Origin of the sequence: Pararhizobium sp. (assembly GCF_035497515.1) — a bacterium.
Lineage (GTDB): Bacteria > Pseudomonadota > Alphaproteobacteria > Rhizobiales > Rhizobiaceae > Pararhizobium.
Genome location: NZ_DATJDJ010000052.1, coordinates 1 through 6,175, shown reverse-complemented (window position 1 = coordinate 6,175; position 6,175 = coordinate 1). Strand labels below are relative to the sequence as shown.

Sequence of the window (6,175 nt, the reverse complement as noted above, 5' to 3'; positions counted from 1 at the left end):
CCGAAGATCTTGTAGAGTTCGCGGATCTTGATGCCGCCGAATGCATGCTCAGCCATGGACGATCTCCCGATGCTTCTGGAGCCGTTTGCCATAAGCCTGGCTGACCCGGTCGAAGATGATGGCGATGCCGACGATGGCAAGGCCGTTGAACATGCCGAGCGTGAAATACTGGTTGGCGATTGCTTTCAGAACCGGCTGGCCCAGCCCCTGCACGCCGATCATCGAGGCGATCACGACCATGGCGAGCGCCATCATGATCGTCTGGTTGATCCCGGCCATGATGGTGGGAAGGGCGAGCGGCAACTGCACCTTGAAGAGCTTCTGCTTGCCAGACGCGCCGAATGCATCAGCAGCTTCAAGAACGTCCCGGTCGACGAGGCGGATGCCGAGGTCGGTAAGCCGGATCATCGGAGGAATCGCATAGATGACGACGGCGATCAGGCCGGGCACTTTGCCGATGCCGAGAAGCATGACGACGGGGATCAGGTAGACGAAGCTCGGCATCGTCTGCATGACGTCAAGAATCGGATTGATCACTCGCTGGACGCGATTGGAACGGGACATGAGAATGCCGATCGGAATGCCGATCGCGATGGAGAGAACGGTGCAGACGAAGATCATGGCGATCGTTCGCATCGTGTCGTCCCACATGTCGAAATAGCCGATCAGCAGCAATGTCACGAGACAGCCGCCCACAATGCGCAGGTTTCTCGTTGCAGCCCATGCGATCGCGGCGATCAGGAGTATGATAATGGGCCATGGCGTCTGCGTCATGAACCGGTCCGCAGCAATCAGGAAATGCTGCAAGGGGGAAAAGAGAAATTCGATCGTATCGCCATAACTGCGGGTGAAAGCGCGAAAGCCTTCGTCAATGGCCTTCTTGAGGCTGCGAAGAGCGTCGTCGTTCATATGCGGGAATTTATAAAACCAGTCCATTCTGTTCCCCCTACGAGAAAAAGCCGGCGGTTATTTTTGTTGCTCGGCTTTGGAAAGTGCGATGCGCTTTCGCGCATCGCACAAGACGGTCGGGTCGAAAGCGTCAGAGAGCCGCTTCGATCTTCGTGGCGGCTTCCGGGGAAACCCACTGCTTCCACAGGTCAGGGTTTTCCTGGAGGAACTGCTTGGCGCCATCCTCGCCGCTGGCCTGGTTGTCGGTCATCCATGCCATCAGCTTGTTGACGGTTTCGTTCGTCCAGGAACGTTTCGTCAGATAGTCCATCACGTCGGTCCCAACCCGCTCGGAGAAGGGCTTTGCGACGAGCGTTACGATCGTGTCCACCGGCCAGGCATTCGGCTTCGGGTCGGGGCAGTCGGCAACGGTATTGCAACGCTTCCATTCGGCCGCGTCATTCTCTACGCCGGCCTTTAACTGCACCATCGGATATTTGCCGAGAAGCGCCGTCGGGGCCCAGTAATAGGTGGCGAAGTCTTCCTTGCGCTCGTAAGCCTTGGCGATCGAACCATCGAGACCGGCAGCAGAACCCGTATCGACGAGCTTGAAGCCCGCCTTCTCGCCTTCATATGCCTTGAAGAGCTGCGAGGTAACGACCGTTCCGCCCCAGCCCTGCGGGCCGTTGAAGATCGCGCCCTTGCTCGAATCTTCCTCGTCCGGGAAAAGCTCGGGGTGCTTCAGGAGGTCGGGGATCGTCTTGATGTCCGGATGGGCTTCCGCAGTATATTTCGGAATCCACCAGCCCTGGTTGCCGCCATCAGGCAGCGGCGAGCCGACCTGGATGATGCGGCCTTCTTCCGTGCCCTTCTTGACGACGTCCGGCAGCAGGTCGATCCAGGCTTCCGGCGCGATGTCGGGCTGGCCCTTTTCGGCCATCGACGTGATCGTCGGAACGGTATCGCCGATGGTGATCTCGGCGTTGCAGCCGTATCCCTCGTTGAGAATGAATTTATCAAGGTTCGAAAGGACTTCGGCGCTCTGCCAGTTCATGCTGGCGATCGAGACATCACCGCAATCCGCCGCACTGGCGATCGACGCTCCGCCAAGGACGCCGAACATCAGGCAGGTAGATGCAAGCAGTTTCTTCATTTTCGTTCCCTCTTCTTTCTTCTTGCGGCGATGCTTCAAAGCGGGATGCCGCATATTCCCGCTCCAACGGCCGTTAGGAGGCGTCTCCCATACTTACCGATTTCTTGAACGCGGTCGCTAGTCCATTTGCGACGGCTGCTTCAAACCCTGCATTTCGCATTGCTTCGATCGCGGCGGCAGTCGTGCCGCGATAGTCGAGAAATGTTTCGACAATGTCGGATGGGCATTCATTTCGCTGTTCGAAAAGGCGGCCTGCGCCCATGATGAGCGTGTTGACGGCTCGCCGGGCAATGGCGGCATCAAGACCGTGCGAAACGGCGTCCTTCATCATCGCGGCGGCCAAAAGGGCCGGAAATGCCGGGCCGGAGCCCGACAGGCCGGTAAGGTAATCGATCTCCGCTTCACCCGGGACCTCGTCCTGCGCGCCGCAGGCGTCGAAGACCGCCCGCACGATGGCCCTGTCGTCCTCGGTAACACCGGCGGTGGCGATCCAGGGCGAGTAGGATTTTCCCACTTCGGCGGCCGCGTTCGGCAGGGACCGGACGACCCGAAGGGTCTGGTGATGTCGGCAAAGCGCATCCAGGCGAATGCCGGCCATGACGGAGACAAGGAGTTTACCCGCCGCATCGACCGCCAGGCCATGCCAGTCGGCGGGGCGGACGGAGAGAAAGATCACGTCGGAGCGATCCGCAAGGGCCTGGTTGTCCGTTGTCCAGACGCAGTTCGGCAAACGGTCCGGACGCTGCGTGCGGTAGGAGAGGGTCAGGTTTTCGGCTTGCACGATGCCCGCGTCGAGCATGGCATCGGCAATTGCCCCGCCGAGCCAGCCGGCGCCTCCGATTATCCCAATCCTCAAAGGACCGCCCATATCCAACTTTCTCTCAATCGGGTTTGTAGCCATGCCGGGAGAAGAAGCGGTCGAGCTCCCTCTGCAGCGGCGCCTGGCCGGTGTAGATCTCTATATATTCGGGAATCCGCTTCATGCGGATGGCGAGTTCCTCGCTGGACTGCATCGAGATATATCCGATCTGGACCAGATAGGTGGTGCGCGCGCGGACGTCGGCGGCGGTCTCGTCGCAACCGAAGCGCTGGAACATCCGGCCCAGCGCTTCCAGGCGTGTCTGGTCCGCGAGTTGAACCTCGGCGAGAATGTCCGACGATTGTAATGCCCAACTGCGGACCGCGAACTCGAACTGGGAGTCGAACAGGTCCTTGTTCAGCCAGCAGTCGAAAACGTTCAGCATCGCCTCCGCGAGCGATTCCGCATAGGCTTCAGACTGCTTGACGATGTTGCCGGTATTCTTCTCTCGCCAGAGCGTGATCAGCGCGCCCAGGAGTTCTTCCCTGTCCTTGAAGAACCAGTAGAAGCTGGTGCGGGAAAGGTTCAGTCTCTTTGCCAGCGGCAGGATCTTGACCGAATCCACGCCGGATTCGAGCAGGGCATCATAGGCTGCCTCAAGCCACCCTTCATGAGATCCACGCCAGCCGTTGTCCATCACCGCCTGTTCCATGAATAATTCCTAACAAGTCAATTCGGGGATGACAAGTAAAAATGTACATCGATGTCGATACTCAAAACTCTCCTGTTTTTGAGCGTTGACATATGTGTACATTCCCGCTTAGCCTAGCGGAGAAAATCCCCAGACCGGAGCCAGTCGCATGTCGAACGATCCCCTGCTTCAGCCCTATAAACTGAAGCATTTGACACTTCGCAACCGCATCATCGTGACCTCGCACGAACCGGCCTATCCGGATGACGGAATGCCGAAGGAGCGCTATCGGGCCTATACCGTGGAGCGGGCCAAAGGCGGCGTGGCGATGACCATGACGGCCGGCTCCGCCGCCGTTTCGAAAGACAGCCCTCCGGTCTTCAACAATCTGCTTGCCTACAAGGACGAGATCGTCCCGTGGCTGCGGGAAATGACCGACGCCGTCCATGAAGAGGGCGCCGCCATCATGATCCAGCTGACGCATCTCGGGCGCCGTACGCGCTGGGACAAGGGGGACTGGCTGCCGGTCGTCGCGCCCTCCCACCATCGCGAAGCCTCGCATCGCGCCTTCCCGAAGAAACTGGAAGACTGGGATATCCAGCGCATCATCAAGGATTTTGCCGACGCCGCGGAACGCATGAAGGCGGGTGGCATGGATGGGGTCGAGCTGGAGGCCTATGGTCACCTGATCGACCAGTTCACTTCGCCGCTGACGAATGAACTCGACGGCCCCTATGGCGGCTCTCTCGATAACCGCATGCGCTTCTGTTTCGATGTGTTCAGGGCGATGCGCGAGCGGGTTGGCGACGATTTCATTCTGGGCGTCCGCTACACCGCCGACGAATGTCTTCTCGGCGGCAACGGGAAGGCCGAAGGCATCGAGATTTCCAGGCGCTTGAGGGACAGCGGCCTGATCGACTATCTGAACGTCATTCGCGGTCATATCGACACGGATGCCGGCCTGACCGACGTCATCCCGATCCAGGGCATGGCGAGCGCGCCGCATCTGGATTTTGCCGGCGATGTTCGCGCCGCAACGAAATTTCCGACCTTCCATGCGGCGAAGATCCAGGATGTCGCCACCGCACGTCATGCCATCGCGACCGGCAAGGTCGACATGATCGGCATGACCCGCGCCCACATTACCGACCCGCATATCCTGCGCAAGATCATCGAAAAGCGCGAGGACGATATCCGTCCCTGTGTCGGCGCCAATTACTGTCTTGACCGCATCTACCAGGGCGGGATGGCCTTCTGCATCCACAATGCGGCGACCGGCCGCGAGGAGACCATGCCGCACAGCATCCCCAAGGCGGATCTGCGCAGGAAAATCGTCATCGTCGGCGCCGGCCCGGCCGGCCTCGAGGCGGCGCGCGTCGCGGCCGAGCGCGGCCATGAGGTTGTGGTCTTCGAGGCAGCGAACAATCCCGGCGGCCAGATCCGGCTCACCGCGCAGAACGAACGCCGGCGCGAAATGATCGGCATCATCGACTGGCGCATGAGCCAGTGTCAGAAGCTCGGCGTCACCTTCCATTTCAACAGCTGGGCCGAGGCCGATATGATCGCGGCCGAAAAACCGGATGTCGTCATCATCGCGACGGGCGGCCTGCCGCATACGGAGGTCCTGTCCAGGGGCAACGACCTGGTCGTGTCGTCCTGGGACATCATTTCGGGCGATGTGAAGCCCGGCACCAATGTACTGGTCTTTGATGATGCCGGCGACCATGCCGGCCTGCAGGCGGCGGAAACCCTTGCGAAGGCCGGCGCCAAAGTCGAGATCATGACGCCGGACCGTTCCTTTGCGCCGGAAGTCATGGCGATGAACCTCGTTCCCTATATGCGCTCGCTGCAGAAGCTCGACGTGACCTTCACCGTCACCTATCGGCTGGACGCTGCCGAAAAGAGTGGCAACCAGATCATCGCCCATGTCGGCAGCGACTATGGCGGCGTCGCCAGGCAGCAGGTGGTCGATCAGATCGTCGTCAATCACGGCACCATCCCGCTGGACGACCTTTATTTCGAATTGAAACCCGGATCGAGAAATCTCGGCGAAGTCTCCTATGACGAGCTGCTTACCGGCGCGCCGCAAACTGTGGATCGCAATCCGGCCGGCACCTACCAGCTCTTCCGGATCGGCGATGCCGTGGCCGCGCGCAATACCCATGCGGCGATCTATGACGCGCTGCGGCTGGCCAAAGATCTCTGACGATGGCGGCGGGCCGGCCCGCCGTCCCGGTTTTTCAAGAACGAGGGAACATCATGGTGCGAAACGACCTGTTGGAGGGCTTCATCGACGCGGCATTTGCCGCCTTCGATCACTATGCCGGGGATGAGCACGCGCGTCGCTCGCTCAAGCAGATATTTGCAAATCTGGAGATGCCGGAGCCGACCCGACCCGATATTGCAGGGCGCCTTCCCGTCTGCGACCGCCATCTCGAAAGTGCTCTGGCCATAAAGACCGGGCAGCCGACGCTGGATGACCTGATCGAACGGTTCAAGGCGCTCGAGCCCCTGCTCGAATGGAAGCCGCGAACGAACAATGACGGTTCGGCGAGCGAAAATTTTGCCGAGAGCCACGCCAATACGATGATCATCGGGCCGGGCGGCTTCGAAGATCGCAGGGATCTGTGGTTCGGTGCGACAT

At 60.1% G+C, this 6,175-nt stretch carries 6 protein-coding genes; 2 read left to right on the top strand and 4 right to left on the bottom strand.

Annotation, left to right across the window (positions count from 1 at the left end; translation table 11 throughout):
* Nucleotides 1-48: 48 nt before the first annotated feature.
* The 4 genes from VL202_RS05645 to VL202_RS05630 all read right to left on the bottom strand — a co-directional run bounded on the left by VL202_RS05645 (nucleotide 49) and on the right by VL202_RS05630 (nucleotide 3,552).
* Complete coding sequence (locus VL202_RS05645; protein ID WP_325463169.1) at nucleotides 49-936, bottom strand: proline/glycine betaine ABC transporter permease; 888 nt, start codon at nucleotides 934-936, stop codon at nucleotides 49-51.
* A 103-nt stretch (nucleotides 937-1,039) separates the two neighbouring features.
* Nucleotides 1,040-2,041 carry an ABC transporter substrate-binding protein gene (locus VL202_RS05640; protein WP_056340742.1) on the bottom strand — a complete coding sequence of 334 codons (1,002 nt, stop codon included), beginning with the start codon at nucleotides 2,039-2,041 and terminating at the stop codon, nucleotides 1,040-1,042.
* Between the two features lie 73 nt (nucleotides 2,042-2,114).
* Nucleotides 2,115-2,909: a pyrroline-5-carboxylate reductase family protein gene (locus VL202_RS05635; protein WP_325463168.1), complete on the bottom strand. Its 795-nt coding sequence runs from the start codon at nucleotides 2,907-2,909 to the stop codon at nucleotides 2,115-2,117.
* A 13-nt stretch (nucleotides 2,910-2,922) separates the two neighbouring features.
* On the bottom strand, nucleotides 2,923-3,552 hold the full coding sequence (locus VL202_RS05630; protein WP_056340375.1) for a TetR/AcrR family transcriptional regulator: 630 nt from the start codon (nucleotides 3,550-3,552) through the stop codon (nucleotides 2,923-2,925).
* A 148-nt stretch (nucleotides 3,553-3,700) separates the two neighbouring features.
* Between VL202_RS05630 and VL202_RS05625 the strand changes: the two genes are divergently transcribed.
* Complete coding sequence (locus VL202_RS05625) at nucleotides 3,701-5,737, top strand: NADH:flavin oxidoreductase (protein WP_325463167.1); 2,037 nt, start codon at nucleotides 3,701-3,703, stop codon at nucleotides 5,735-5,737.
* Nucleotides 5,738-5,790: 53 nt separating this feature from the next.
* Nucleotides 5,791-6,175: dimethylsulfonioproprionate lyase family protein (locus tag VL202_RS05620; protein WP_325463166.1), on the top strand; the 385-nt coding region annotated here is incomplete at its 3' end.